The organism is Pantoea sp. SM3 (assembly GCF_000963995.1).
Taxonomy (GTDB): Bacteria; Pseudomonadota; Gammaproteobacteria; order Enterobacterales; family Enterobacteriaceae; genus Pantoea; species Pantoea rwandensis_B.
This window is the reverse complement of record NZ_JZRD01000039.1, coordinates 47,716-74,214: the sequence shown is the minus strand read 5'-3', so window position 1 is coordinate 74,214 and position 26,499 is coordinate 47,716. Positions and strand designations below refer to the sequence as shown.

General features: G+C 54.3%; 24 protein-coding genes and 3 tRNA genes. 25 read left to right on the top strand and 2 right to left on the bottom strand.

Annotated features, from left to right (window positions below):
- The first annotated feature begins 5 nt into the window (after positions 1-5).
- Positions 6-794: an endonuclease VIII gene (gene nei / locus VI01_RS20750; protein WP_045816496.1), complete on the top strand. Its 789-nt coding sequence runs from the start codon at positions 6-8 to the stop codon at positions 792-794.
- Between the two features lie 77 nt (positions 795-871).
- Here nei and VI01_RS20745 read toward each other — a convergent pair whose 3' ends face one another.
- Complete coding sequence (locus tag VI01_RS20745) at positions 872-2,155, bottom strand: citrate synthase (protein ID WP_038648210.1); 1,284 nt, start codon at positions 2,153-2,155, stop codon at positions 872-874.
- A 632-nt stretch (positions 2,156-2,787) separates the two neighbouring features.
- On the opposite strand from VI01_RS20745, the gene sdhC reads away from it, so the two are divergent.
- From sdhC to VI01_RS20640, 22 genes are all read left to right on the top strand, one after another.
- Entirely contained in the window at positions 2,788-3,177 is a 390-nt protein-coding gene (gene sdhC, locus VI01_RS20740; RefSeq protein ID WP_034829146.1) for a succinate dehydrogenase cytochrome b556 subunit, read from the top strand.
- Positions 3,171-3,518 carry a succinate dehydrogenase membrane anchor subunit gene (gene sdhD, locus VI01_RS20735; protein ID WP_034829147.1) on the top strand — a complete coding sequence of 116 codons (348 nt, stop codon included), beginning with the start codon at positions 3,171-3,173 and terminating at the stop codon, positions 3,516-3,518. The genes sdhC and sdhD overlap by 7 nt, the downstream gene beginning before the upstream one ends.
- Positions 3,519-5,285 (top strand): succinate dehydrogenase flavoprotein subunit, encoded by a 1,767-nt coding sequence (sdhA, locus tag VI01_RS20730; protein WP_034829148.1) that lies wholly within the window; start codon positions 3,519-3,521, stop codon positions 5,283-5,285.
- A 14-nt stretch (positions 5,286-5,299) separates the two neighbouring features.
- A complete protein-coding gene (locus VI01_RS20725) occupies positions 5,300-6,016 on the top strand; it encodes a succinate dehydrogenase iron-sulfur subunit (RefSeq protein ID WP_034829149.1) in 717 nt (238 codons plus the stop codon).
- A 208-nt stretch (positions 6,017-6,224) separates the two neighbouring features.
- A complete protein-coding gene (gene sucA, locus VI01_RS20720; RefSeq protein WP_038648207.1) occupies positions 6,225-9,032 on the top strand; it encodes a 2-oxoglutarate dehydrogenase E1 component in 2,808 nt (935 codons plus the stop codon).
- A 15-nt stretch (positions 9,033-9,047) separates the two neighbouring features.
- Complete coding sequence (gene odhB, locus VI01_RS20715; protein ID WP_038648204.1) at positions 9,048-10,268, top strand: 2-oxoglutarate dehydrogenase complex dihydrolipoyllysine-residue succinyltransferase; 1,221 nt, start codon at positions 9,048-9,050, stop codon at positions 10,266-10,268.
- A 61-nt stretch (positions 10,269-10,329) separates the two neighbouring features.
- Positions 10,330-11,496, top strand: a complete 1,167-nt coding sequence (gene sucC / locus VI01_RS20710; RefSeq protein WP_034829153.1) for an ADP-forming succinate--CoA ligase subunit beta — start codon at positions 10,330-10,332, stop codon at positions 11,494-11,496.
- The gene (sucD, locus tag VI01_RS20705) at positions 11,496-12,371 is read left to right on the top strand and encodes a succinate--CoA ligase subunit alpha (RefSeq protein WP_034829155.1); all 876 of its coding nucleotides are present in this window, start codon (positions 11,496-11,498) and stop codon (positions 12,369-12,371) included. Before sucC ends, sucD begins: the two co-directional genes overlap by 1 nt.
- A 703-nt stretch (positions 12,372-13,074) precedes the next feature.
- Positions 13,075-14,646, top strand: a complete 1,572-nt coding sequence (cydA, locus tag VI01_RS20700) for a cytochrome ubiquinol oxidase subunit I (RefSeq protein ID WP_045816495.1) — start codon at positions 13,075-13,077, stop codon at positions 14,644-14,646.
- 11 nt (positions 14,647-14,657) lie between these two features.
- Positions 14,658-15,797, top strand: a complete 1,140-nt coding sequence (gene cydB / locus VI01_RS20695; protein WP_045816494.1) for a cytochrome d ubiquinol oxidase subunit II — start codon at positions 14,658-14,660, stop codon at positions 15,795-15,797.
- Positions 15,798-15,812: 15 nt separating this feature from the next.
- The gene (cydX, locus tag VI01_RS25065) at positions 15,813-15,926 is read left to right on the top strand and encodes a cytochrome bd-I oxidase subunit CydX (protein ID WP_058962355.1); all 114 of its coding nucleotides are present in this window, start codon (positions 15,813-15,815) and stop codon (positions 15,924-15,926) included.
- Positions 15,926-16,219 (top strand): cyd operon protein YbgE, encoded by a 294-nt coding sequence (gene ybgE / locus VI01_RS20690; RefSeq protein ID WP_045816493.1) that lies wholly within the window; start codon positions 15,926-15,928, stop codon positions 16,217-16,219. Before cydX ends, ybgE begins: the two co-directional genes overlap by 1 nt.
- Before the next feature lie 177 nt (positions 16,220-16,396).
- On the top strand, positions 16,397-16,819 hold the full coding sequence (gene ybgC / locus VI01_RS20685; protein ID WP_202404442.1) for a tol-pal system-associated acyl-CoA thioesterase: 423 nt from the start codon (positions 16,397-16,399) through the stop codon (positions 16,817-16,819).
- Positions 16,816-17,502, top strand: coding sequence for a Tol-Pal system protein TolQ (tolQ, locus tag VI01_RS20680; RefSeq protein ID WP_034829162.1), 687 nt, complete (start codon positions 16,816-16,818; stop codon positions 17,500-17,502). Before ybgC ends, tolQ begins: the two co-directional genes overlap by 4 nt.
- 13 nt (positions 17,503-17,515) lie before the next feature.
- Entirely contained in the window at positions 17,516-17,944 is a 429-nt protein-coding gene (gene tolR, locus VI01_RS20675) for a colicin uptake protein TolR (RefSeq protein WP_034829164.1), read from the top strand.
- 25 nt (positions 17,945-17,969) lie between these two features.
- Entirely contained in the window at positions 17,970-19,256 is a 1,287-nt protein-coding gene (tolA, locus tag VI01_RS20670; protein ID WP_045816492.1) for a cell envelope integrity protein TolA, read from the top strand.
- Positions 19,257-19,371: 115 nt separating this feature from the next.
- Positions 19,372-20,667, top strand: a complete 1,296-nt coding sequence (gene tolB, locus VI01_RS20665; protein ID WP_038648180.1) for a Tol-Pal system beta propeller repeat protein TolB — start codon at positions 19,372-19,374, stop codon at positions 20,665-20,667.
- 64 nt (positions 20,668-20,731) lie between these two features.
- On the top strand, positions 20,732-21,247 hold the full coding sequence (gene pal, locus VI01_RS20660; protein WP_034829168.1) for a peptidoglycan-associated lipoprotein Pal: 516 nt from the start codon (positions 20,732-20,734) through the stop codon (positions 21,245-21,247).
- Between the two features lie 9 nt (positions 21,248-21,256).
- Positions 21,257-22,060: a cell division protein CpoB gene (cpoB, locus tag VI01_RS20655; protein ID WP_034829170.1), complete on the top strand. Its 804-nt coding sequence runs from the start codon at positions 21,257-21,259 to the stop codon at positions 22,058-22,060.
- A gap of 165 nt (positions 22,061-22,225) precedes the next feature.
- A tRNA-Lys gene (locus VI01_RS20650) sits at positions 22,226-22,301 on the top strand.
- 52 nt (positions 22,302-22,353) lie between these two features.
- Positions 22,354-22,429, top strand: a tRNA-Lys gene (locus VI01_RS20645).
- 32 nt (positions 22,430-22,461) lie between these two features.
- Positions 22,462-22,537: transfer RNA gene (locus VI01_RS20640), tRNA-Lys, on the top strand.
- Positions 22,538-22,993: 456 nt separating this feature from the next.
- Here the strand turns inward: VI01_RS20640 and VI01_RS20635 are convergent.
- Positions 22,994-24,454, bottom strand: a complete 1,461-nt coding sequence (locus tag VI01_RS20635) for an AlkA N-terminal domain-containing protein (RefSeq protein ID WP_045816491.1) — start codon at positions 24,452-24,454, stop codon at positions 22,994-22,996.
- 345 nt (positions 24,455-24,799) lie between these two features.
- On the opposite strand from VI01_RS20635, the gene VI01_RS20625 reads away from it, so the two are divergent.
- Positions 24,800-25,297, top strand: a complete 498-nt coding sequence (locus tag VI01_RS20625; protein WP_045816489.1) for a methylated-DNA--[protein]-cysteine S-methyltransferase — start codon at positions 24,800-24,802, stop codon at positions 25,295-25,297.
- A gap of 135 nt (positions 25,298-25,432) precedes the next feature.
- Entirely contained in the window at positions 25,433-26,494 is a 1,062-nt protein-coding gene (gene nadA, locus VI01_RS20620) for a quinolinate synthase NadA (RefSeq protein WP_045816488.1), read from the top strand.
- The last annotated feature ends 5 nt before the right edge of the window (positions 26,495-26,499 follow it).

Genomic DNA, 26,499 nt, shown 5'->3' with positions numbered 1-26,499 from the left:
AAGTTATGCCTGAAGGACCGGAGATCCGCCGTGCGGCGGATCAACTGGCAGCGGCGATGGAAGGCAAGCCACTCACTGATGTGTGGTTTGCCTTCCCTGAGCTGAAAACCTATGAACCGGCATTAATGGGTGAAACCATTACGGCTTTTGAAACACGTGGCAAAGCGCTGCTAACGCACTTCTCCAATGGCTTAATCCTTTACAGCCATAACCAACTGTATGGGGTGTGGCGGGTTGTATCGACCGGCACTGAACCCAACACTTCGCGGCAGTTGCGCGTGCGGCTGTCAAACGCCGAACAGACCATCCTGCTGTACAGCGCCTCGGATATTGAACTGCTCAATGCGGATACCCTTGGCGCACATCCCTTTCTACAGCGTGTGGGGCCTGACGTGCTGGATGCCACATTAACGGTGGCAGAGGTGCGTGAGCGGCTGTTATCGCCACGTTTTCGTCGTCGGCAGTTCAGCGGACTGTTACTCGATCAGGCCTTTCTGGCGGGATTGGGTAATTATTTGCGCGTGGAGATTTTATGGCATGCCGGATTGCTGGCGTCGCATCGGGCGCAGGATCTCACTGAGGCACAGCTCAATGCATTAAGTGAGGCGATGCTGGCGGTGCCCCGTTTGTCGTATCAGATGCGCGGCAGTATGAAGAAATACCATGCCGATGCGGCGTTTCGCTTTGAGGTGTTTCATCGCCAGGGCAAGACATGTCGGCGCTGCGGCACGCTGATTGAGAAGGGCACGCTATCGTCGCGGCCATTTTACTGGTGCCCGGGATGTCAGTTTTGACGCCATAATGCGATCAATAAAAAAGCTGCCATCTCAATGAAATGGCAGCCTTTCTTTCACACTCATTTAGCTGTGGATTACTTTTTCAGCGCCGAGGTAAATGGACGCTCGGTGTAACCGGTGTACAGCTGACGCGGACGCGCAATCTTCATGCCTTCGTCGTGCATCTCTTTCCAGTGTGCAATCCAGCCTACGGTACGCGCCATCGCGAAGATCACGGTAAACATAGACGAAGGAATGCCCATCGCTTTCAGAATAATGCCAGAGTAGAAATCAACGTTTGGATAGAGTTTACGCTCGATGAAGTACGGGTCGTTCAGCGCAATGTGCTCCAGTTCCATCGCCACTTCCAGCAGGTCATCTTTCATACCCAGCTCATTCAGCACTTCGTGACAGGTTTCACGCATCACGGTGGCGCGCGGGTCATAGTTTTTGTAAACACGATGACCGAAGCCCATCAGGCGGAACGAATCGTTTTTGTCTTTCGCGCGACGTACGAATTCCGGGATGTGCTCAACGGTGCTGATCTCTTCCAGCATACGCAGGGTAGCTTCGTTGGCGCCACCGTGTGCCGGTCCCCACAGCGAAGCGATACCGGCAGCGATACAGGCAAATGGGTTTGCACCAGAAGAACCGGCGGTACGCACGGTTGAGGTAGAGGCGTTCTGCTCATGGTCAGCATGCAGAATCAGAATACGGTCCATGGCGCGTTCCAGCACCGGATTCACTTTGTACTCTTCGCACGGAGTAGCGAACATCATATGCAGGAAGTTGCCTGCGTAGGACAGGTCGTTACGTGGGTAAACGAACGGCTGGCCAATCGAATATTTGTAGCACATCGCTGCCATGGTCGGCATTTTGGACAGCAGGCGGAAGGCAGCGATTTCACGGTGACGTTCAATGTTGACGTCTAAGGAGTCGTGATAGAACGCCGCCAGAGCGCCAGTGACACCACACATGACCGCCATCGGATGCGAATCGCGGCGGAAGCCATGGAACAGTCGGGTGATTTGCTCGTGGATCATGGTGTGGCGGGTAACGGTGGTGCGGAACTCTTCAAACTGGGCTTGGGTCGGGGCTTCGCCATTCAGCAGGATGTAACACACTTCGAGGTAGTTGGAGTGGGTTGCCAGTTCGGAAATCGGGAAGCCGCGATGTAACAGAATGCCTTCATCACCATCAATAAAAGTGATTTTAGATTCGCATGACGCAGTAGAGGTGAAACCGGGATCGAAAGTGAAGAGGCCATGATTGCCAAGTGTACGGACATCAACAACGTCTTGTCCCAGCGTACCTTGCATCACATCCAGTTCAACGGAAGCATTATCTTGTAGGGTTAGCGTCACTTTTTTATCTGTCATTTTTCGTCTCCATAGCGCCTTAGTAGGTAAGGATCTTAGACACCAGAATAGCCTTCATGTTGTATAAAACCACAATCTTCACAGTATCACTCTGCGGTAACGTTTGTCGTGCAGGGTTACAGGGAGATGTATTAGGGCCAGTCGGTGGCGTTCGGGCATGACATGCTGAACAGCGCGGATGTTAAAGATCCTGTCACGACATAACTTCTTGGTAACCAATAACCTGATGCTTTGTGTTGCTCGTAAAGGCAATGTTACATAACTTGAGCTTAGGGGAAAGTGTATCCCCATAACTTTTGTGCATCATAGGGCTTTAATGCGTTTGTTTGTAACTGAAATGTTGATCTTTTGTCAAATCAGATAATTAAAAATGTATGAATTGTGAAAATCGTGAGTCGGATCACTGTTCAGCCTAAATGTGACCAAAGAGATTGTAGGGGAATTGTAATCAGAATGTGATCCTCCTATACTGCCGCCAGGTCTCCGGAATACCCTGACACCAGGAGCCACCCAGCGTTTTTTTCGCTTCACTTAACACTGGATGTTGCTTTTTTGGTGGCGGTTGCAGTCTGAACACGCGCTGTGCTCTGATGCGACTCAGGTCCGGAGGAAGCAAAATAAAAAAGAGCTGTGTGGGCAAAACCGTGAAAAAACAAAGACCTGTTAACTTGGATCTCTCGACGATCCGGTTTCCCGTTACTGCAATATCGTCCATTCTCCACCGCGTCTCCGGCGTGATCACCTTTGTCGCTCTCGGAATACTGCTCTGGTTACTGGGTCTCTCTCTCTCTTCTCCTGAAGGCTTCCAGCAAGCGGCATCCATCATGGATAGCTTCTTCGCCAAATTCATTATGTGGGGCATCCTGACTGCGCTGGCGTATCACGTCGTGGGCGGTATTCGTCACATGCTGGCTGATTTTGGCTTTATGGAAGAAACCCTGCAGGTGGGAACCCGTTCCGCGCAGGCGGCTTTTGGTATCACTGTCGTGCTCTCAATTTTGGCTGGAGTCCTCGTATGGTAAGCAATGCTTCTGCATTAGGACGCAACGGTATTCATGACTGGCTGTTACTGCGTGCTGCTGCAATCTTAATGACGCTCTACATCATCTACCTTCTCGGTTTTGTGGTGATGACCGGCACCCTGACGTATGACGCCTGGCACGGCTTCTTCGCCTCTGCCTTCACTAAAGTGTTTACGATACTGACGCTGTTCTCGATTCTGATCCACGGCTGGATTGGCATGTGGCAGGTCCTGACCGACTACGTTAAGCCAGTGGCAACCCGCTTGCTGCTGCAGTTTGTGATTGTGGTCGCGCTGTTGTCGTATGCCATTTATGGAATCGTTGTTGTGTGGGGTGTGTAAATGAGTTTGCCAGTCAGAGAATTTGATGCCGTGGTGATCGGCGCGGGTGGCGCGGGAATGCGCGCGGCTCTGCAAATCTCCCAATCGGGCCAGACTTGTGCCCTGTTATCCAAAGTTTTCCCAACCCGTTCTCATACCGTATCGGCGCAGGGCGGTATTACCGTTGCGCTGGGTAACACCCATGAAGATAACTGGGAATGGCACATGTACGATACCGTTAAAGGTTCCGACTATATCGGTGACCAGGACGCGATCGAATACATGTGTCACGTCGGTCCGGAAGCGATTCTGGAACTGGAACACATGGGTCTGCCTTTCTCTCGCCTTGATGACGGCCGCGTGTATCAGCGTCCGTTTGGTGGTCAGTCGAAGAACTTTGGTGGTGAGCAGGCGGCGCGTACCGCTGCGGCAGCCGACCGTACTGGCCACGCACTGTTGCATACCCTGTATCAGCAGAACCTGAAAAACAAAACCACCATCTTCTCCGAATGGTATGCGCTGGATCTGGTGAAAAACGAAGACGGTGCGATTGTCGGCTGTACCGCTATCTGCATGGAAACCGGCGAAACCGTCTACTTCAAAGCGAAAGCGACCATTCTGGCAACGGGCGGTGCAGGCCGTATTTACCAGTCCACCACTAACGCTCATATCAACACCGGTGACGGCGTAGGTATGGCACTGCGTGCCGGTGTGCCGGTGCAGGATATGGAAATGTGGCAGTTCCACCCAACCGGTATCGCCGGTGCGGGTGTGCTGGTCACTGAAGGTTGCCGTGGTGAAGGTGGCTACCTGCTGAATAAACACGGCGAACGCTTCATGGAACGTTATGCGCCAAACGCCAAAGACCTGGCGGGTCGTGACGTGGTCGCACGCTCCATGATGGTGGAAATTCGTGAAGGCCGTGGTTGCGATGGTCCGTGGGGCCCGCACATCAAGCTGAAACTCGACCATCTGGGCGCAGAAGTTTTGGAATCGCGTCTGCCGGGTATCCTTGAGCTGTCGCGTACCTTTGCCCACGTCGATCCGATTAAAGAACCGATTCCGGTTATCCCAACCTGCCACTACATGATGGGCGGCGTGCCGACCAAAGTGACCGGTCAGGCGCTGCGCGTGAATGAGCAGGGCGAAGACGAAGTGATTCCGGGCTTGTTCGCTGTAGGCGAAATTGCTTGCGTATCAGTACACGGTGCTAACCGTCTCGGTGGTAACTCGCTGCTCGACCTGGTGGTATTTGGCCGTGCGGCGGGTGTGCACCTGCTGGAGTGTCTGGAAGAGCAAGGTGAACTGCGCGAAGCTACGCAGGAAAACATCGATGCCGCCATGGCGCGCTTCAACCGCTGGGAAAACAACACCACGGGTGAAGACCCGGTTGAAATCCGTAAAGCGCTGCAGCGTTGCATGCAGAACAACTTCTCGGTATTCCGTGAAGGTGATGCGATGCGTGAAGGTCTGGAAGAGCTGAAAGTGATTCGTGAACGCCTGAAGTCAGCGCGTCTTGATGACCGTTCGCCAGATTTCAACACCCAGCGTATCGAGTGCCTTGAGCTGGATAACCTGATGGAAACCGCGTACGCCACTGCGGTCGCCGCAAACTTCCGTACCGAAAGCCGTGGCGCACACAGCCGCTTCGACTACCCGGAACGTGATGATGCAAACTGGCTGTGTCACAGCCTCTATGTTCCGCAAACGGAAAGCATGACGCGCCGTGAGGTGAACATGCAACCGAAACTGCGTGCGGCCTTCCCGCCAAAAGCGCGTACCTACTAATTGCGGAGATCATCATGAGACTCGAATTTTCTATCTATCGTTACAACCCGGAAGTCGATGACAAACCGCGTATGCAGGAATACACGCTGGAGTCAGAAGACGGTCGTGACATGATGTTGCTGGACGCGTTGATTCGTCTGAAAGAGAAGGACCCTACGTTGGCCTTCCGTCGCTCATGCCGTGAAGGCGTGTGCGGTTCTGACGGCCTCAACATGAACGGCAAAAACGGTCTGGCCTGCATCACGCCAGTCTCCGCGCTGGGTAATGGCACCAAGAAAATTGTTATCCGTCCACTGCCTGGTTTGCCGGTGATCCGCGACCTCGTAGTTGATATGGGACAATTCTATACGCAGTATGAGAAGATTAAGCCTTTCCTGTTGAATAATGGGGAAAATCCGCCAGCACGCGAGCATCTGCAGACCCCGGCAGACCGTGAGCACCTGGATGGGTTGTACGAGTGTATTCTGTGCGCTTGCTGCTCGACCTCGTGCCCATCGTTCTGGTGGAACCCGGATAAGTTCATCGGTCCGGCAGGTTTGTTAGCCGCTTACCGTTTCCTGATCGACAGCCGCGATACCGAAACCGATGCGCGTCTGGACAATCTGAACGATGCTTTCAGTGTATTCCGCTGTCACAGCATCATGAACTGTGTGAGCGTGTGCCCGAAAGGACTAAACCCGACGCGCGCTATCGGCCATATTAAGTCGATGCTGCTGCAACGCGGGGCGTAACACACTGAAGTCACTGTCCGGGAACTTAGGTTCCCGGCAGTTTACGGAAGCCTCTATAAGCGCGGTACTGACCACGCTTATAAAGGTTCCCTTACGGGCCAGGCGCCGGTTGCGCACAGGTTCGTATCGCTGAACTCACTACGGCAAGCCGCGAAAGCGGCAACAAATGAAACCTCATAAAAAGCAGATTAATGCTTAAGGGATCACAATGCAGAACAGCGCGATGAAACCCTGGCTGGACTCCTCCTGGCTGGCCGGCGCGAACCAATCCTACATAGAGCAACTCTATGAGGATTTCCTGACCGATCCTGACTCAGTTGATGAAATGTGGCGCGAGCTGTTCCAACAGCTGCCCGGCACTGGCGTGAAACCTGAGCAGTTTCACTCCACCACGCGTGATTACTTCCGCCGCCTGGCAAAAGATGCGACCCGCTACACATCCTCAGTCACCGATCCGGCCACCAATTCCAAACAGGTTAAAGTGCTGCAGCTGATCAATGCGTTCCGCTTCCGCGGCCATCAGCACGCTAACCTCGATCCGCTCGGCCTGTGGAAACAGGATCGGGTTGCGGATCTCGAACCTTCTTATCACGATCTCACCGACGCCGATTTTCAGGAAAGCTTTAACGTAGGTTCCTTTGCTATTGGCAAAGAGACCATGAAGCTGGCTGATCTGTTCGCGGCGCTGCAGCAGACCTATTGTGGCTCGATTGGTGCAGAGTACATGCACATCAACAACACCGATGAGAAACGCTGGATTCAGCAGCGTCTGGAATCGGTGGTCGGCCATGCGTCATTCAGCAGCGACGAGAAAAAAGGTTTCCTGAAAGAGCTGACTGCGGCTGAAGGTCTGGAAAAATACCTCGGCGCGAAATTCCCAGGTGCAAAACGCTTCTCACTGGAAGGCGGTGATGCACTGGTGCCGATGCTGCGCGAAATGATTCGCCATGCAGGCAAAAGCGGTACGCGTGAAGTGGTTCTCGGGATGGCGCACCGTGGCCGTCTCAACGTCCTGATCAACGTCCTGGGTAAAAAGCCACAGGATCTGTTTGACGAGTTCTCAGGCAAACACAAAGAGCACCTCGGCACCGGCGACGTAAAATACCACATGGGCTTCTCGTCTGACGTCGAAACCGAAGGGGGTTTAGTGCACCTGGCGCTGGCGTTCAACCCGTCACACCTCGAAATCGTTAGCCCAGTGGTCATGGGTTCGGTGCGTGCACGTCTGGATCGTCTGGCTGAGCCAAGCAGCAACAAAGTTCTGCCGATCACCATCCACGGTGATGCGGCGGTGATCGGCCAGGGCGTGGTGCAGGAAACCCTGAACATGTCTGCGGCGCGTGGTTACGAAGTGGGCGGTACCGTTCGCATCGTGATTAACAACCAGGTCGGTTTCACCACCTCGAACCCGAAAGATGCGCGTTCAACGCCTTACTGCACCGACATCGGCAAAATGGTTCTGGCTCCAATCTTCCACGTGAATGCGGACGATCCAGAAGCAGTGGCCTTCGTGACTCGCCTGGCGCTGGATTATCGCAACACCTTTAAACGCGACGTGTTTATCGATCTGGTGTGCTACCGCCGTCACGGTCATAACGAAGCGGATGAGCCAAGTGCAACCCAGCCGCTGATGTACCAGAAAATCAAGAAACACCCAACGCCACGCAAGATCTACGCCGATCAGCTGGAAAGTGAAGGTGTGGCGACGTTAGAAGATGCGACCGAACTGGTCAATCTCTACCGTGATGCGTTGGATGAAGGCGAATGCGTGGTGCCAGAATGGCGTCCGATGAGCCTGCACTCCTTCACCTGGTCGCCGTACCTGAACCACGAGTGGGATGAAAACTATCCTGCCACGGTTGAGTACAAACGCCTGCAAGAGCTGGCACGCCGCATCAGCAGCGTACCGGAAGCGGTAGAAGTGCAGTCGCGCGTGGCGAAGATTTACAACGACCGTAAAGAGATGGCGGAAGGCAACAAGCCATTTGACTGGGGCGGCGCGGAAAACCTGGCGTACGCCACGCTGGTTGACGAAGGCATTCCTGTCCGTCTGTCGGGTGAAGACTCCGGCCGCGGCACCTTCTTCCACCGCCATGCGGTGATCCACAACCAAACCAACGGTTCAACCTACACCCCGCTGCACCATGTCCATAACGGCCAGGGTCAGTTCAAGGTCTGGGATTCCGTGCTGTCAGAAGAAGCGGTACTGGCCTTTGAATATGGCTATGCCACCGCAGAACCGCGCGTGCTGACCATTTGGGAAGCGCAGTTCGGTGACTTCGCCAACGGTGCTCAGGTGGTCATCGACCAGTTCATCAGCTCCGGCGAGCAGAAGTGGGGCCGTATGTGTGGCCTGGTGATGCTGCTGCCACACGGTTATGAAGGCCAGGGTCCAGAGCACTCCTCAGCGCGTCTGGAGCGCTATCTGCAACTCTGTGCTGAACAGAACATGCAGGTGTGCGTGCCGTCAACGCCAGCACAGGTTTACCACATGCTGCGCCGTCAAGCGCTGCGCGGTATGCGCCGTCCACTGATCGTGATGTCACCGAAATCGCTGCTGCGCCATCCGCTGGCGGTCTCCAGCCTGGAAGAACTGGCCAATGGCAGCTTCCAACCGGCGATTGGCGAGATTGACGATCTGGATCCGAAGCAAGTGAAACGCGTGGTGATGTGTTCCGGTAAGGTTTATTACGATCTGCTGGAACAGCGTCGCAAGAATGAGCAGACCGATGTCGCCATCGTGCGTATCGAACAGCTCTATCCGTTCCCGCACAAAGTGGTGCAGGACGTATTGAAAAATTATGCGCATGTGCAGGATTTCGTCTGGTGTCAGGAAGAGCCACTGAACCAGGGCGCATGGTATTGCAGTCAGCATCATTTCCGCGAAGTGGTTCCATTCGGTGCGTCACTGCGTTACGCAGGTCGTCCGGCTTCTGCTTCACCAGCCGTGGGCTATATGTCCGTACATCAACAACAGCAGCAAGACCTGGTTAACGACGCGCTGAACCTTGGTTAATTAAAAGGAAAGAAAATGAGTAGCGTAGAAATTCTGGTTCCCGATTTGCCTGAATCCGTAGCGGACGCAACGGTTGCAACCTGGCACAAAAAACCCGGCGATGCGGTCAGTCGCGATGAAGTACTGGTTGAGATTGAAACGGACAAAGTTGTGCTTGAAGTGCCTGCTTCAGCAGACGGTGTACTGGAAGCGATTCTGGAAGACGAAGGCGCAACGGTGCTCTCGCGCCAGCTGTTAGGCCGCCTGGTGGAAGGCAACAGCGGTGGTAAAGAGACCTCTGCGAAAGTAGAAACGAAAGAAGCGACACCAGAGCAGCGTAAAACCGCGTCTCTGGAAGATGAGAGCAACGATGCGCTGAGCCCAGCGGTTCGTCGCCTGATCGCTGAAAACAACCTCGACGCCAGCCAGATCAAAGGCACCGGTGTGGGTGGTCGTCTGACGCGTGAAGATGTTGAGAAGCATGTTGCGAAGAAAGCCGACGGCGCGAAAGCGGCGCCTGCAGCAGCGGCCGCGGCACCACAGGCTGCTGTGGCTAACCGCAGCGAAAAACGCGTACCAATGACGCGTCTGCGTAAGCGTGTGGCTGAGCGTCTGCTGGAAGCGAAAAACAGCACCGCGATGCTGACCACCTTCAACGAAATCAACATGAAGCCGATCATGGATCTGCGTAAGCAGTACGGCGACGCGTTTGAGAAACGTCACGGTGTGCGTCTGGGCTTCATGTCCTTCTACATCAAAGCCGTGGTTGAAGCGCTGAAACGCTATCCAGAAGTGAACGCTTCTATCGATGGCGAAGATGTGGTTTACCACAACTACTTTGACGTCAGCATCGCGGTGTCTACGCCGCGTGGCCTGGTAACCCCAGTGCTGAAAGATGTTGATGCGCTGAGCATGGCTGACATCGAGAAGAAAATTAAAGAACTGGCGGTGAAAGGCCGTGACGGTAAGCTGACGGTTGACGAGCTGACCGGCGGTAACTTCACCATCACCAACGGTGGCGTGTTCGGTTCCCTGATGTCTACCCCGATCATCAACCCACCGCAGAGCGCGATTCTGGGCATGCACGCGATCAAAGAGCGCCCGATGGCGGTCAATGGTCAGGTTGTCATCCTGCCAATGATGTATCTGGCTCTCTCTTACGACCACCGTCTGATCGATGGCCGTGAATCCGTTGGCTATCTGGTCGCGGTGAAAGAGATGCTGGAAGATCCGGCACGTCTGCTGCTGGACGTCTAATTTTCGCCGGGCGCATCGCACAACGGTGCGCCCAAACTCATATCTGAATGGATAGAACATCATGAACTTACATGAATACCAGGCGAAGCAGTTGTTTGCTCGCTATGGCATGCCAGCTCCAACTGGTTACGCCTGCGCTACGCCACGTGAAGCAGAAGAAGCCGCCTCTAAAATTGGCGCAGGTCCGTGGGTAGTAAAATGTCAGGTACATGCCGGTGGCCGCGGTAAAGCGGGTGGCGTGAAAGTGGTGAACAGCAAGGAAGATATCCGTGCATTTGCTGAGCATTGGTTGGGCAAGCGTCTGGTGACCTACCAAACTGATGCTGATGGCCAGCCGGTAAACCAGATTCTGGTTGAAGCAGCGACTGACATCGACCAGGAACTGTATCTGGGTGCGGTGGTTGACCGTGCTACCCGTCGCGTGATCTTCATGGCTTCAACTGAAGGCGGCGTGGAAATCGAGAAAGTGGCGGAAGAAACCCCGCACCTGATCCACAAAATGGCGCTGGATCCGCTGGCCGGTCCTCAGCCTTATCAGGGCCGTGAGCTGGCGTTCAAACTGGGTCTGTCCGGTAAGCAAGTCAGCCAGTTCACCAAAATCTTCATGGGTCTGGCGACCATGTTCCTGGAGCGCGACCTGGCAATGGTTGAGATCAACCCGCTGGTGATCACCAAGCAGGGCGATCTGATCTGCCTCGATGGCAAACTGGGCGCAGACGGTAACGCCCTGTTCCGTCAGCCTGAGCTGCGTGAAATGCGCGATCCAAGCCAGGAAGATCCACGTGAAGCACACGCGACACAGTGGGAACTGAACTACGTTGCGCTGGATGGTAACATCGGCTGTATGGTGAACGGTGCTGGTCTGGCAATGGGTACCATGGACATCGTTAAACACCACGGTGGCCAGCCTGCTAACTTCCTCGATGTCGGCGGCGGCGCGACCAAAGAGCGCGTAACCGAAGCCTTCAAAATCATCCTGTCTGACGATGCCGTTAAAGCGGTATTCGTTAACATCTTCGGCGGCATCGTGCGTTGCGACCTGATCGCAGACGGCATCATCGGTGCAGTTGCAGAAGTGGGTGTGAACGTGCCAGTAGTGGTACGTCTGGAAGGTAACAACGCCGAGCTGGGCGCGAAGAAACTGGCCGACAGCGGTCTGAACATCATTGCAGCAACCAGCCTGACAGACGCTGCGCAGCGTGTTGTTGCTGCCGCGGAGGGTAAATAATGTCCATTCTTATCGACAAAAACACCAAAGTCATTTGCCAGGGTTTCACCGGTGGCCAGGGGACTTTCCACTCTGAGCAGGCTTTGGCCTATGGTACGCAGCTGGTTGGCGGTGTCACGCCAGGCAAAGGCGGCACCACGCATCTGGGTCTGCCAGTGTTCAACACCGTGCGTGAAGCAGTAGAAGCCACGGGCGCAACTGCTACCGTGATCTACGTTCCCGCACCGTTCTGCAAAGACGGTATCCTGGAAGCCATCGACGCAGGCATCAAACTGATCATCACCATCACCGAAGGTATCCCAACGCTGGATATGCTGACCGTGAAAGTGAAACTAGATGAAGCTGGCGTGCGCATGATCGGCCCGAACTGCCCAGGCGTGATCACCCCAGGCGAATGTAAGATCGGTATCATGCCGGGCCACATTCACCAGCCAGGCCGTGTCGGTATCGTATCCCGTTCAGGCACCCTGACTTATGAAGCCGTTAAGCAGACCACTGACATCGGCTACGGCCAGTCAACCTGCGTAGGCATCGGTGGTGACCCGATCCCAGGTTCCAACTTCATCGATATCCTGAAAATGTTCCAGGATGATCCACAGACCGAAGTGATCGTGATGATCGGTGAGATCGGTGGTAGCGCTGAAGAAGAAGCCGCAGCCTTCATCAAAGAGCATGTGACCAAGCCAGTTGTTGGTTACATCGCAGGTGTGACTGCACCGAAAGGCAAGCGTATGGGCCACGCAGGCGCCATCATTGCCGGTGGTAAAGGCACCGCTGACGAGAAATTCGCAGCACTGGAAGCGGCCGGTGTGAAAACCGTACGCAGCCTGGCTGACATCGGCGACGCCGTTAAAGCGGTTCTGCCAATCAAATAAGCCGTCACTTGTGATGCACATGAAGCCACCTTCGGGTGGCTTTTTTTATGCCTGAAAGGGCAGGGGAAGCCAGTGGCAACAACGCCTTGTGCAGAGTCACACAAAAAGCAGGGAAAAACCGTAACGGAGATAAAATCTGCGGCTATGCTTACTGAGTTGGTAAGGTAAAGATAGGAAAATGTGCGTGATTTAACATGCGAAATTAAACCTCAGCATCCGGTATTAACGTTAAAAAAATACGGGAGAAGTAATTATTTCCTTAATTGCATCACGCGTTCATGACAACTAATTAACAACAACGCTAACACTACATATCTGAAAAAATATTGTCTTAATCCAGATCAATAAAGCGTGAGATATAACAAACTTTACTGCTGGCATCACGCACGACAAACGGTATAAATTGCGCTGCATCAATTCAGTCTTTTCCGCGAATTTTCAGGAGTTTGAGCCAGGCGTTGTTAGCGCAATTCTGTCGCCTCCTTGCATCACACTCCCGCTCGAAACAGATTGAAGCGATCGGTTTTTCGGGAAATTTTCAACACTGTTACTCACTCATTTCGGGCTACAGATTTCTCTGTTCTGTCAGTAATAAAACTGGAATCAATAATCAGTCGTTCCTGGATCTTATTCTGCACGTCAATGTTCGTTGTTTACCGTTGTCAGCCGCAGAGTAAATTCATGCGAGGAGCAAGGAGTCATCATGTTAGATATTGTCGAGCTGTCGCGTTTACAGTTTGCCCTGACGGCGATGTACCATTTCCTGTTCGTCCCTTTAACGCTGGGTATGGCGTTTTTGTTGGCGATCATGGAAACCGTATATGTCCTGACGGGTAAGCAAATTTATAAAGATATGACCAAGTTCTGGGGCAAGTTGTTCGGTATCAACTTTGCGCTGGGTGTCGCAACCGGTCTCACCATGGAGTTTCAGTTCGGGACCAACTGGTCATATTACTCCCACTACGTCGGCGATATCTTTGGTGCGCCGCTCGCCATTGAAGGCTTGATGGCGTTCTTCCTTGAATCCACCTTTGTTGGTCTGTTCTTCTTCGGTTGGGATCGCCTCGGCAAAGTCCAGCACCTGGCGGTGACCTGGCTGGTGGCGCTCGGTTCTAACATGTCCGCACTGTGGATTCTGGTGGCAAACGGCTGGATGCAAAACCCGATCGCCTCTGAATTCAATTTCGAAACCATGCGCATGGAGATGGTGAGCTTCTCCGAGCTGGTGCTCAACCCGGTTGCGCAGGTGAAATTTGTTCACACCGTGGCGGCAGGGTACACCGCTGGCGCGATGTTCGTGCTGGGTATCAGTGCCTGGTATCTGCTGAAAGGCCGTGATGTGGCTTTCGCTAAGCGCTCATTCGGTATTGCAGCCAGCTTCGGCATGGCGGCGATCCTGTCCGTGATCGTGCTGGGTGATGAATCCGGTTATGAAATGGGTGACGTACAGAAAACCAAACTCGCAGCAATTGAAGCCGAGTGGGAAACGCAGCCTGCACCTGCGGCCTTCACGCTGTTTGGTATTCCCGATCAGGATTCGCAGGAGAACAAGTACGCCATTCAAATCCCGTATTTGCTCGGGTTGATTGCGACGCGATCGGTGGATACGCCGGTCACCGGTCTGAAAGATCTGCTGTCGCAACATGAAGTGCGCATCCGTAACGGCATGAAAGCCTACGCGTTGCTGAATGAACTGCGCGCGGGGAGCAAAGATCCGACGGTGCGTAGCCAGTTCGAAGCCAGCAAACAGGATCTCGGTTATGGCTTGCTGCTGAAGCGCTATACCCCGGATGTCGCTAATGCGACCGAAGCGCAGATTCAGAAGGCCACGCAGGATTCGATTCCACGTGTGGCTCCGCTCTATTTCGCCTTCCGCATCATGGTGCTGTGTGGCGTGCTGCTGCTCGGCATTATCGCGCTCTCATTCCTGAGTGTGATTCGTAACCGCATCGGCAAGAGCCGCTGGTTGCTCAAGGCGGCGCTGTACGGTATTCCGCTGCCGTGGATTGCCATCGAGTCAGGTTGGTTTGTCGCTGAGTATGGTCGTCAGCCGTGGGCAATTGGTGAAGTCCTACCGACTGCGGTGGCGAACTCATCACTGACTGTCGGCGATCTGCTGTTCTCGATGATTTTGATTTGCGGTCTTTACACCCTTTTCCTGGTGGCGGAAATGTACCTGATGTTCAAGTTCGCCCGTCTGGGTCCTAGCAGCCTGAAAACAGGTCGCTACCATCATGAGACCGTGAAAGCGGCTGCTCAGCCCGTGCGTGGATAAGGAGAGCAACCATGTTTGATTATGAAGTATTGCGCTTTGTCTGGTGGCTGCTGATTGGCGTGCTGCTGATTGGCTTTGCGGTTACCGACGGGTTTGATATGGGGGTGGGTATGCTCACTCGCATTCTCGGCCGTACCGATACCGAACGCCGCATCATGATAAACAGCATCGCCCCGCACTGGGACGGCAACCAGGTGTGGCTGATCACCGCAGGTGGAGCGCTGTTTGCCGCCTGGCCAATGGTGTATGCCGCAGCGTTCTCCGGTTTTTATGTGGCGATGATTCTGGTGCTGGCTTCGCTGTTCTTCCGCCCGGTAGGTTTTGACTACCGTTCGAAGATTGAGGACATGCGCTGGCGTAACACCTGGGACTGGGGCATTTTCATCGGCAGCTTCGTTCCACCGCTGGTGATTGGCGTGGCCTTCGGCAACCTGTTGCAGGGGGTACCTTTCCATGCCGATGAGTATCTGCGCCTGTTCTACACTGGTAACTTCTTCCAGCTGCTGAACCCGTTTGGTTTGCTGGCGGGGGTGATCAGCGTTGCGATGATCCTGACGCAAGGGGCGACCTATCTGCAGATGCGTACCAACGGCGAACTGCATCTGCGTGCGCGCGGCACCGCGCAAATCAGTGCGCTGGTGATGATGGTGTGCTTCGTATTAGCCGGTGTCTGGGTGAAATACGGTATTGATGGCTACGTGGTGAAAAGCGTCATCGATCACCACGCTGCATCCAACCCGCTAGGTAAAGAAGTGGTGCGTGAAGCCGGTGCGTGGATGGTGAACTTTGAGCAGACGCCAATCCTGTGGCTGTTCCCGCTGCTTGGCGTGGTGCTGCCGCTGCTGACAGTGCTCTGTTCGCGCATGGAGAAGGGCGCCTGGGCGTTTGTCTTTTCTTCATTGACGCTGGCATGCGTCATCATGACCGCAGGCATCGCGATGTTCCCGTTCATTATGCCTTCCAGCACCGTGCCAGGCATTAGCCTGACCATGTGGGATGCCACCTCAAGCCTGCTGACGCTGAAAGTGATGACCTTCGCCGCCATCATCTTTGTCCCGATTATCCTCGCCTATACCGCGTGGTGTTATTACAAGATGTTTGGCCGTATCACCAAAGAACACATTGAGAGCAATACGCACTCCCTGTACTGATTAAGGAGATTGAGCATGTGGTATTTTGCCTGGATTCTTGGCACTTTGCTGGCCTGTGCGTTTGGCGTGATCACGGCGCTGGCGATTGAGCAAGCAGAAGAGAGTGGCGCAAAGGATAAACAACACTAATGCGCACACTGATTCAGACGCTGTATCGTCTGATGGACAAGGGCCCGTTACGGGCCCTTTCGCTGATACTGGCGCTGTGGCTGGCGGGCTGTGTTATCTGGCAACCGTCACGCTTTGCCGCCCGCACCAGCGACTTAGCCATCTGGCATGGATTATTGATGATTTGGGCGGTGTGCACTGGGGTGATTCATGGTACGGGCTTCCGTCCATTGCAAACGCGCTGGCGAGCCGTGTTTTCACCAATGCCCGCGATGATCGTACTGATTCTGGGAATCTATTGGTTCTATCATTGAGTCCCCGATGCTGTTTTTATCCGCTTTATTCGGGCGCTGACGTGAGTTTATGTCAGTGCCTGGTCAAGAAATATCCTGAAATTCCTTCCAGTTGTTAACGTGTGATAATTATTTTCTCCTGGCTCTGGCGGACCATTCCCAAGCCGATCTCACTTGCGTATAGTAGCAACGTTTAAAATGAGACCGGGATGTAGAGTGAGTACAACGCTGTTTCGCTGGCCGGTTCGGGTCTATTACGAAGACACCGACGCCGGTGGTGTGGTTTACCACGCCAGTTATCTTGCTTTCTATGAACGAGCACGTACCGAGATGTTGCGCCAGCACCATTTCAATCAACAAGCCCTGTTGGAAGAACAGGTGGCGTTTGTGGTACGACGCATGACGATAGACTTTGTTGCCGCAGCACGTCTTGACGATCTTCTGGATATCCAGAGTGAAGTGACCGCCATGACTCGCGCCACCATGACGTTCTCGCAGCGTATCGTTAATGCAGAAGGCAAAGTGCTGAATGAAGCAGAAGTCCTGATTGCCTGCATCAACCCACATCTAATGAAGCCGATTGCGCTTCCCAAGTCTATTGTCGCGGAGTTCAAGCAGTGACTGACATGAATGTTCTTGATTTGTTCCTGAAGGCGAGCCTTCTGGTCAAACTTATCATGTTGATTTTGATCGGCTTTTCTATTGCCTCATGGGCGATCATTATTCAGCGCACGCGCATCCTGAATGCAGCGGGTCGCGAAGCCGAAGCCTTTGAAGATAAGTTCTGGTCAGGTATCGAATTATCGCGCCTGTATCAGGAAAGCCAGGGGCGCCGCGATGAACTGGGCGGTTCTGAGCAAATTTTCTATTCGGGCTTCAAAGAGTTCGCCCGTTTGCATCGTGCAAACAACCACGCACCCGAAGCGGTGGTAGAGGGTGCCAGCCGTGCGATGCGCATCTCCATGAACCGAGAGCTGGAAGCGCTGGAAAACCACATTCCTTTCCTTGGCACCGTCGGTTCTATCAGCCCGTATATCGGTCTGTTCGGTACGGTGTGGGGGATTATGCACGCCTTTATCGCGCTTGGCGCGGTGAAGCAGGCGACGTTGCAGATGGTTGCCCCGGGTATTGCCGAAGCGTTGATCGCCACGGCAATCGGTTTGTTCGCGGCCATTCCTGCCGTTATGGCGTACAACCGTCTGAACCAGCGTGTCAACAAGCTGGAGCAGGGCTACGACAACTTTATGGAAGAGTTCACGGCTATCCTGCATCGTCAGGCTTTCTCCACCGACAACACGAAGTAAGTCGAGGTTAACGATGGCCAGAACCCGTGGTCGCGGGCGCCGCGACCTTAAGTCGGAAATCAACATAGTTCCACTGCTGGACGTGCTGTTGGTGTTGCTGCTCATCTTTATGGCAACCGCGCCGATTATTACGCAGAGCGTGGAAGTGGATCTGCCTGATGCGACCGACTCGAAAACGGTCTCAACGGATGATAATCCTCCGGTCATTGTTGAAGTGGCTGGCGTCGGGCAATACAGCCTGGTGGTGGATCACGATCGTATGACGCAGCTGCCGCCGGAACAGGTGGTGAGTGAAGCACAGCGTCGCATTGAAGCCAATCCAAAGACGGTGTTCCTGATTGGTGGAGCGAAAGACGTGCCTTACGACGAAATCATCAAGGCGTTGAACCTGTTACATCAGGCAGGCGTGAAATCTGTCGGTTTGATGACACAGCCGATTTAAAGCGAACCGTTTTTGGGATCCGAGAGTGTCGAAGGTAACCGAGCAGAACGACAAGTTAAAACGCGCGATAATCATTTCGGTGATTCTGCACATCGTGCTGATCGCCCTGCTGATCTGGAGCTCGTTTAACGAAAAGATCGAATCCAGCGGCGGTGGCGGTGGCAGCGATATTGATGCCGTGATGGTCGATTCCGGCGCGGTAGTTGAACAGTATAACCGCCAGCAGAATCAACAGCGTGACAGCCAGCGTGCGGCACAACAGCGCCAGAAGCAGGCGCAGCAGCAGGCTGAAGAGTTGCAGCAGAAGCAAGCCGCTGAGCAGCAGCGTCTGAAAGAGATGGAAAAAGAGCGTTTACAGGCGCAGCAGGAAGCCAAAGAGCAGGCGAAACAGCAGGCTGAGCAGCAGAAAGCCGCTGAAGCAGCAGCGAAACAGGCGCAGGATCAGCAGAAAGCTGCAGAAGCAGCTGCCGCAAAGGCCAAGGCTGACGCCAAAGCCGAAGCTGATGCGCAGGCTAAAGCGGCAGCAGATGCCAAAGCGAAAGCGGTAGAAGAGGCGAAGCAGGCAGCAGCAGACGCGAAGAAGAAAGCGGATGAGCAGGCTAAAGCAGCGGCTGCTGAAGCGGCGAAAGAGAAAGCAGTAGAGCAAGCCAAAGCCGCCGCCGAAGCAAAAGCGCAAGCTGCCGCCGAGGCCAAAGCACAGGCTGCTGCTGATGCGAAGGCTAGAGCGGCTCAGGAAGCCAAAGAAGCTAAAGAGCAAGCCGCCGCAGAAGCAAAAGAAAAAGCCGCTGAGGCAGCGAAAGAGAAAGCGGCTGCCGACGCGAAAGCTAAAGCGGATGCTGCCGCGAAAGCGAAAGCTGATGCAGCAGCCAAAGCGAAAGCCGCAGCGGATGCCAAAAAGAAAGCGGCAGCCGAGGCAGCGAAGAATGAAAGTGACGTTGATGACCTGTTAGGTGGACTCTCGTCTGGTAAGAATGCACCGAAAAGTGGCACGGCTTCTGGCGGTGCGGCAGGGCAGGGGAATCAGAAGAAGGCGGGTGCGTCAGGCGCAGAGATTAACTCTTATATGGGCCAGGTCGTTGGCGCGATTCAAAGTCGCTTCTATGATGCGGATACCTTTAAGGGTAAAGAGTGTAATCTGCGTATTAAGCTGGCACCAGACGGCTTGTTGATTGACGTGACAGCAGAAGGTGGCGACCCGGCATTGTGCCAGGCTGCAATCACCGCAGCGAAGCAGGCTCGTATTCCTAAGCCACCATCGCAAGCAGTGTATGAAGTGTTTAAAAACGCCCCAATGCGTTTCAAACCGGAATAATGCAGTAACCCACGGCAGGTTGAACTAAGGTTAGCTTGCCGTAATTTATGAACACTCGTGTTTTTCAGGAACTGTGCGAATTATCGTGGACTCAGGTTCAGATAAGGGAGAAAAGATGAAGCAGGCACTTCGTGTAACCTTAGGTTTTTTTGTACTGCTGTGGGCAGCCATGCTGCACGCAGAAGTGCGCATTGAAATTACGCAGGGCGTGAACACCGCACGCCCAATTGGTGTGGTGCCGTTCAAATGGGCAGGCCCAGGCGCGGCGCCAGAAGACATTGGCGGCATCGTGGCGGCTGACTTGCGCAACAGCGGTAAATTCAACCCGCTGGATCGCTCACGTCTGCCGCAGCAGCCTACCAGCGCGCAGGAAGTGCAACCTGCTGCCTGGAGCGCATTGGGTATTGATGCGGTTGTCGTGGGTCAGGTCACGCCGAACCCGGATGGTAGCTACCAGATCGCTTACCAGCTGGTGGACACCGGCGGTGCACCGGGCACGGTGCTGGCGCAGAACTCCTACAAAGTCACCAAGCAATGGCTGCGTTATGCAGGCCACACCGCCAGTGATGAAGTGTTTGAGAAGCTGACCGGTATTAAAGGCGCATTCCGCACGCGTATCGCGTATGTGGTGCAAACCAACGGCGGCCAGTTCCCGTATGAATTGCGCGTATCTGACTACGATGGTTACAACCAGTTCACCGTGCACCGTTCACCCGAACCGTTGATGTCACCGGCCTGGTCTCCAGACGGCAGCAAAGTGGCCTACGTGACCTTTGAAAGCGGTAAGTCGGCGTTAGTGGTACAAACGTTGTCAAACGGTGCCATTCGTCAGGTTGCATCCTACCCGCGCCACAATGGCGCTCCGGCCTTCTCGCCGGATGGATCGAAACTGGCGTTCGCGCTGTCTAAAACTGGCAGTCTGAACTTGTACGTGATGGATCTGGCCTCAGGTCAGACGCGTCAGGTGACCGACGGTCGCTACAACAGCACCGAACCGACCTGGTTCCCGGATAGCCAGACACTGGCCTATACCTCGGATCAGGCAGGTGCGCCTCAGATTTATAAAGTGGGTATCAACGGCGGTGCGCCACAACGTATTACCTGGGAAGGTTCTCAGAACCAGGATGCGGATGTGTCAACTGACGGCAAAACCATGGTGATGATCAGCAGCGCCGGTGGCGCTCAGCATGTCGCCAAACAGGATCTGGTAACGGGAGCCGTTCAAACAATAACGGACACGTTCCTGGATGAGACGCCAAGTCTGGCGCCTAACGGCACGATGGTAATCTATAGCTCTACTCAGGGGATGGGTTCCGTGTTGCAGTTGGTTTCAACAGATGGGCGTTTCAAAGCGCGTCTTCCGGCAACTGATGGACAGGTCAAATTCCCTGCCTGGTCGCCGTATCTGTAATGCATGAATCCCCTGCATAGCGGGGGATGACAATGTATAGCAAACAAAATAATAGGATAAAGAAATGCAACTGAACAAAGTGCTGAAGGGTTTGATGCTGGCTCTGCCGGTAATCGCGGTAGCTGCATGTAGCTCGCACAAAAACAACAACAACGACCAGACTGGTATGGGCGCAGACAACGGCGCTTACGGTGCTGGCCAGAACGGTAACATGTCTTCTGATGAGCAAGCGCGTCTGCAGATGCAGCAGCTGCAGCAGAACAACATCGTTTACTTCGGTCTGGATAAGTATGACGTGGCTTCTGACTACGCTCAGATGCTGGATCAGCACGCAGCATTCCTGCGTGGCAACCCGTCTTACAAAGTGACCATCGAAGGTCATGCGGATGAGCGCGGTACTCCAGAATACAACATCGCCCTGGGCGAACGTCGTGCTAGCGCCGTTAAAATGTACCTGCAGGGTAAAGGCGTTTCTGCTGACCAGATGTCTATCGTATCTTACGGTAAAGAAAAACCAGCTGTACTGGGTCATGACGAAGCGGCTTACGCTAAAAACCGTCGTGCCGTACTGGTTTACTAAGAGCATCACATGATGAGTAACTTCAGACTTCATCTATTGAGTCTGTCGTTACTGGTTGGCGTAGCGGCCCCCTGGGCCGCTAATGCCCAGGCGTCAATCAGTAGCGTTGGCTCAGGCTCGGTCGAAGACCGTGTCACCAATCTTGAACGTATCTCCAATGCCCAGGCTCAGCTTCTGCAGCAGTTGCAGCAGCAGATGAGTGACAACCAAAGCGATATCGATTCGCTGCGCGGCCAAATCCAGCAGAACAGCTATCAACTGAATCAGGTGATTGAGCGCCAGAAGCAGCTCTATCAGCAGATTGATACATTGAGTAGCGGTAATGCGGGTGCACAGGCGAGTGGTGGCGGTGATGCCGCAGCGGCTGGTGCAGCAGCGGGAAACGCTGATGCAGGTGGTAGCAATGCCAGTGGAAGTACCGCTGCCCCTGCACAAACCGGCGATGCGAATACCGATTACAACGCAGCAGTCGCGCTGATTCTTGAGAAGAAGCAGTTCGATCAGGCCATCACGGCCCTGCAGGCGTGGGTGAAGAAATATCCCGACTCCACCTATCAGCCCAATGCCAATTACTGGCTCGGTCAGTTGTATTACAACAAGGGCAAGAAAGATGATGCCGCTTACTATTTTGCCACTGTGGTAAAAAATTACGCGAAATCGCCGAAAGCCCCGGAAGCGCTGTTTAAGGTTGGTGTGATCATGCAAGAGAAGAACGATACGGCGAAAGCCAAAGCGGTCTATCAACAAGTGATCAAACAATTCCCGACCAGCGAGTCTGCCAAGCTGGCGCAAAAGCGTCTGGCTGGGATGTAATTTGTGCAGCAGAGACCGGATTTCGTATGATTTCTGGTCTTGCAGCATGAAAGGTAAGCAATTGAGTGATTTGGTGATAAATAAGGGTTGCGCCCTCCCGCTAAATCAGTAATATATGCCGCCGTTGCCCGGGCAGTTTAACAAAGTGTCCGGCAGCCTGAAGATGGGTCGTTAGCTCAGTTGGTAGAGCAGTTGACTTTTAATCAATTGGTCGCAGGTTCGAATCCTGCACGACCCACCATCTTAACCTGCTGTATGTTAGATGTTTTCTTCAGAAGCTTCACAACCTTGATGGGTCGTTAGCTCAGTTGGTAGAGCAGTTGACTTTTAATCAATTGGTCGCAGGTTCGAATCCTGCACGACCCACCATCAAGTTTAAAGTTGTAAGACGCTCCTCGAGCGGGTCGTTAGCTCAGTTGGTAGAGCAGTTGACTTTTAATCAATTGGTCGCAGGTTCGAATCCTGCACGACCCACCACTATGTAGAAAGGCGCCCTAAAGGCGCCTTTTTGCTTTTCTGCGTTTCTCAAAAAAGTTAGCTGGGATGACTGTGAGCCCGTGCGTCAGCTCGTCAAGGCGGAACGGATCGCGAAGGAATCTCACATCCCTGTGGATCGGCCTCGCCATCCATGGCTCGGACGCTTCGCTCTTCCGCTCCCGCCTTGACTGGCTTATGAGGCTTAATCGTTGCTTCCTAAAAAGCGCACAAAAGTGACATGAAGGCGGTGATAAGGGGCGGTGGAGTAAAGCTTGTGGCGCAGGGATGCGCCACCAGAGCCTACAGGGATGTATTTACGGCGTCTTTACGCAACCGCCCCTTATTGCCGACTGGAACGCACAGTCGTTGTTTTACTAACGGCTTAAGTGTGCACTCGATGGCCCTATACATGGCTCGGACGCTTAGCTCTTCCGCTCCCGCCTTAACCGCACGAATTTATTTCTTACCCGGCGTCAAACTCTTCCAGATATGCAACACCGCATAGCTGCGCCACGGGCGCCAAACCTGCGATAACTGTTCTGCCACTTTGGCACTCACCCCACCCAGATTATTGCGAATCGCAATATCCTCTTTAGGGAACGCATCCGGCCAGCGCAGGGCGCGCATGGCAATATAACTCGCCGTCCAAGGACCAACGCCCTTTAATGCCAGCAACTGCTGCTGAACCACATCAGGATTCACTGCGCCGTTAAAACGCAACGCACCGGAGGCGCAGGCCTGTGCCAGCGCCTGAATCGCCTGCGAGCGAGCGCTCACAATGCCGAGACTGGCGATATCATCTATGGTTGCGCTAGCGAGCGATTCCGCCGTCGGGGGCAGCCGGGAGAGTTCAGGCCAGGGCGTTACTAAAGGCTCGCCGAAACGCTGCGCCACGCGACTGCTCAGTGTGGTGGCCGCTTTCACCGTCACCTGCTGGCCAATAATTGCGCGCACCCCCAACTCAAAGCCGTCAAACGCCCCAGGAACGCGTAACCCAGGATAACGTGCCAGACTCTCAGCTAACAACGGATCCTGGCTTAGCTGCTCGCTGATGCGCTGTGGCTGGGCATCCAAATCAAACAGGTCACGCAGGCGACGCAGCAGAGCAGGCAAAACCGGCGTTAAGGTGGTGGTGAACTGCACCTTGAGCGCCTGTTTTTCCGGCAAATGGCTGACACGCACCCAGCCCCGACAGTTTCCCAGCGCCACGGTACGGTGATAAGCCCCTTCACTAACCCACTCGGCCTCTTTCATCACGCGCTGTTGAAGAAAATCCAGAATGGCATCCCAGTCATAAGGGGGACGATAACTCAGACGCAGTTCAGCGCTCTCCTGCACGGTGGTCACGCTCTCCGGCTGACTCTGCTTGCGCAGACGCGAAGGCGTCATACGGTAGCGAGCCTGAAACACATCATTAAAGCGGCGCAAACTGCGAAAGCCGCTGGCGTAGGCGATTTCGGTGACGGGCAACGAAGTTTCAGTTAAGAGTTGCTTCGCCAGCAGCATGCGCCGCGTTTGGCGCAGCTCCAACGGTGACACGCCCAGCTCCTGCTGGATCACGCGGCGTAGCTGGCGTTCACTCAGGTCAAACTCGCTGGCAATATCAGCCAGCGTCTCTTGTTCCTCCAGCAAGCCTTCTTCAATACGACGAATCAAGCGATCGGCGATGCGGTGATGGCTATCGACCGGGGCGAAGCCCGGTGCCAGTTCAGGACGACAGCGCAGGCACGGTCTGAAATGCGCTTTCTCGGCGGCTTCGGCGCTGTTAAAAAACAGGCAGTTCTTCTGCATCGGCGCTTTTACCGGACAAATGGGCCGACAGTAAATGCCGGTTGAGGTTACGCCAACAAAGAACACGCCGTCGAAACGACTGTCGCGCGAGGTCAGCGCCTGGTATGCAATCTCGGGATCAAACATCATCGTCTCCAGCTCATAAACCGGCTATACCTTTCCTGCTTTAAAGCGCAGAAGCGCTGGCTGCTCTCGTTCATCCGAATCACGTACTTGATAAAGTGCATCGGGATGATGAACTTCCTAAGGAAGGTTCCCCTGCGGGCCAGCGCGGTTTGAGTCGGCTGTTCGAAGAGTCTCTCGTTTGCCGCCTTCCTGCGCCTTGCAGTATTTTGGGTATCGTCGCGCAAGTGGCAAAGCAAAACTCGCTGCTTTCGGACAGCTAACCAGTTTATGCTCATGACCGAAAACAGCCAGTTTATCGCGGCAGAAGTGCGATAATGACACACTGATTTATGCCGGAGGTGCCTTATGTATCATGCCAAAATCATTCCAACGCCAGTTGGTGAGCTGACGTTGATTGCGACCGATAATGGGTTATCAGCGATTCTGTGGGAAAACGAAGGCTCGCAACGCGTGCCGCTGAAACCCATCATCCGTAACGATCAGCATCCGATTCTGTGCGAGGCCGAGCGCCAGCTTCGTGAATATTTCGCCGGAGGGCGCCAGCAGTTCGACATGCCTTACGACACGGTCGGCACTGAATTCCAGAAAAAAGTCTGGCAAGCGCTGCTCACCATTCCGTTTGGTGAAACCCGCAGCTATCAGCAAATCGCGGAACAGATCGGCAACCCGAAAGCCATGCGCGCGGTGGGCGCAGCTAACGGTAAAAATCCTCTGTCGATCATGGCGCCCTGCCATCGGGTGATTGGCAGCAACGGTAAGCTCACCGGCTTTGCGGGCGGTCTGGCGGTGAAAGCTTTCTTGCTGGAACTGGAAAACCCGCAGAAATCGTTAGGTGGCTTGTAAACCGGATAAAAAAGAGACGACACTCTCGCGCATTTCCGCTATCGTGTTTAGCATATAAAACACGATAGCGGTTTTGATGCCGCATCATCGCTGTAACAGGCGATTTTGTTAAATTGAGAAAACGAGAGCCGTGTCATGAGTCTGATGTTCGATCCTGAAAGCGCGATTTATCCCTTTCCGCCGAAGCCGGCGCGTCTCAGCCAGGATGAAAAATCCCATTACATCTCTGAAATCAAACGCTTATTAAAAGAGCGCGATGCAGTGCTGGTCGCGCACTATTATACCGATCCTGAAATTCAGGCGCTGGTGGAAGAGACCGGCGGCTGTGTCTCGGACTCACTGGAAATGGCGCGTTTCGGCAGCACCCATCCGGCGAAAACGCTACTGGTGGCGGGCGTGCGTTTTATGGGGGAAACCGCAAAAATTCTCAGCCCGGAAAAAACGGTGTTGATGCCGACACTGCATGCAGAGTGTTCGCTGGATCTCGGCTGTCCGATCGACGAGTTCAATCGCTTCTGTGATGAACATCCGGATCGCACCGTGGTGGTGTACGCCAACACCTCAGCCGCCGTCAAAGCGCGCGCAGATTGGGTCGTCACCTCCAGCATTGCGGTTGAACTGATCGAGCATCTCGACAGCCTGGGCGAAAAAATCATCTGGGCGCCGGATCGTCATCTGGGCCGTTACGTCACCCAACAGACCAAAGCGGACGTACTGTGCTGGCAGGGCGCGTGCATCGTGCATGATGAGTTCAAAACCCAGGCCTTACAGCGCATGAAGACGCTCTATCCAGAAGCGGCGATCCTCGTGCATCCGGAATCCCCGCAGGCGATCGTCGACCTGGCAGATGCAGTGGGATCCACCAGCCAGTTGATTCAGGCGGCGAAAAACCTGCCACATCCGCAAATGATTGTGGCGACCGATCGCGGCATCTTCTACAAGATGCAGCAGGCGGTGCCGGATAAAGAGTTGCTGGAAGCGCCAACCGCAGGTGAGGGCGCGACCTGCCGCAGCTGTGCGCACTGTCCGTGGATGGCGATGAATGGCCTGAAAGCGATTGCGGAAGGGCTGGAGCACGGCGGTAGCGAGCATGAAATTCATGTCGATGACGCGCTGCGTGAAGCCGCATTGATACCGCTAAATCGCATGCTAGACTTTGCAGCACAACTCAAACTCAAGGTGAAAGGGAACGCCTGAGGCGG

Coding starts and splice junctions, on each gene's coding strand:
- cydA (WP_045816495.1), top strand. CDS start 13,075: ATGTTAGATATTGTCGAGCTGTCGCGTTTACAGTTTGCCCTGACGGCG.
- sucD (WP_034829155.1), top strand. CDS start 11,496: ATGTCCATTCTTATCGACAAAAACACCAAAGTCATTTGCCAGGGTTTC.
- odhB (WP_038648204.1), top strand. CDS start 9,048: ATGAGTAGCGTAGAAATTCTGGTTCCCGATTTGCCTGAATCCGTAGCG.
- tolB (WP_038648180.1), top strand. CDS start 19,372: ATGAAGCAGGCACTTCGTGTAACCTTAGGTTTTTTTGTACTGCTGTGG.
- tolR (WP_034829164.1), top strand. CDS start 17,516: ATGGCCAGAACCCGTGGTCGCGGGCGCCGCGACCTTAAGTCGGAAATC.
- cydB (WP_045816494.1), top strand. CDS start 14,658: ATGTTTGATTATGAAGTATTGCGCTTTGTCTGGTGGCTGCTGATTGGC.
- sucA (WP_038648207.1), top strand. CDS start 6,225: ATGCAGAACAGCGCGATGAAACCCTGGCTGGACTCCTCCTGGCTGGCC.
- nei (WP_045816496.1), top strand. CDS start 6: ATGCCTGAAGGACCGGAGATCCGCCGTGCGGCGGATCAACTGGCAGCG.
- sdhD (WP_034829147.1), top strand. CDS start 3,171: ATGGTAAGCAATGCTTCTGCATTAGGACGCAACGGTATTCATGACTGG.
- sdhA (WP_034829148.1), top strand. CDS start 3,519: ATGAGTTTGCCAGTCAGAGAATTTGATGCCGTGGTGATCGGCGCGGGT.
- VI01_RS20725 (WP_034829149.1), top strand. CDS start 5,300: ATGAGACTCGAATTTTCTATCTATCGTTACAACCCGGAAGTCGATGAC.
- VI01_RS20625 (WP_045816489.1), top strand. CDS start 24,800: ATGTATCATGCCAAAATCATTCCAACGCCAGTTGGTGAGCTGACGTTG.
- nadA (WP_045816488.1), top strand. CDS start 25,433: ATGAGTCTGATGTTCGATCCTGAAAGCGCGATTTATCCCTTTCCGCCG.
- sucC (WP_034829153.1), top strand. CDS start 10,330: ATGAACTTACATGAATACCAGGCGAAGCAGTTGTTTGCTCGCTATGGC.
- ybgE (WP_045816493.1), top strand. CDS start 15,926: ATGCGCACACTGATTCAGACGCTGTATCGTCTGATGGACAAGGGCCCG.
- cpoB (WP_034829170.1), top strand. CDS start 21,257: ATGATGAGTAACTTCAGACTTCATCTATTGAGTCTGTCGTTACTGGTT.
- cydX (WP_058962355.1), top strand. CDS start 15,813: ATGTGGTATTTTGCCTGGATTCTTGGCACTTTGCTGGCCTGTGCGTTT.
- VI01_RS20745 (WP_038648210.1), bottom strand. CDS start 2,155: ATGACAGATAAAAAAGTGACGCTAACCCTACAAGATAATGCTTCCGTT.
- ybgC (WP_202404442.1), top strand. CDS start 16,397: ATGAGACCGGGATGTAGAGTGAGTACAACGCTGTTTCGCTGGCCGGTT.
- pal (WP_034829168.1), top strand. CDS start 20,732: ATGCAACTGAACAAAGTGCTGAAGGGTTTGATGCTGGCTCTGCCGGTA.
- VI01_RS20635 (WP_045816491.1), bottom strand. CDS start 24,454: ATGTTTGATCCCGAGATTGCATACCAGGCGCTGACCTCGCGCGACAGT.